This window comes from Psychrobacter sp. 1U2, from assembly GCF_051847575.1.
Genome location: NZ_JBPYDC010001533.1, coordinates 1 through 580, shown reverse-complemented (window position 1 = coordinate 580; position 580 = coordinate 1). Strand labels below are relative to the sequence as shown.

The 580-nt window shown below is 37.6% G+C and carries 1 pseudogene; it reads right to left on the bottom strand.

The annotated features are described in order from the left end of the window. Positions 1 to 207 (bottom strand): annotated as a pseudogene (locus tag ACS8FD_RS23035) (S49 family peptidase); the annotation flags it as partial. Between the last annotated feature and the right edge of the window lie 373 nt (positions 208 to 580).

Here is a 580-nt window from a genome sequence, read left to right as displayed (position 1 = left end):
TAACAAGATATAACCAAAGGTAAGTAGCTTAAAAAAGATGCTCCAACGCCTTGAACGGCGCTGCTCTTCTACACTGGCTAATAAAGTTTTTTCAATAAGACGCCATTCTTGTCCATTTGGCTGATTAGGCGATGTTTGTTGCAATGGTACCGGCTGATTTTCTAAATTATCAGGACGTTTGTTAGGGTCTGGCGGCCAGTTGGGCATATAACTTCCTAGGTAAAAAGCAATCTAAAACAAGTAAAAATGAGGATAGAAAATAAACACGATAAAAATTTGCATACATGAATGATTAGTATGACTAGGTCATTAAGTATGGTGGTATTTTACTCATGGTTCAATAGTGAAAACGTGAAATATCATTATACTACGATGTTGATAATAGGTATTGGCCGTATCGGTATCGTTTTTATGGTAAAGCATCAAAACGTAGCGCTATCTCTAAAGTTTTGCGATCGTATGTGATTATCTTATCAATCTGTTGTCGGCTTAATGCCTCTGTAGTTACCTGAGATGTACTGTGACCAAGCCACTGCGTAGGATAGTTTATGCTGGTACTATATGCAAACGAATCAGCTGA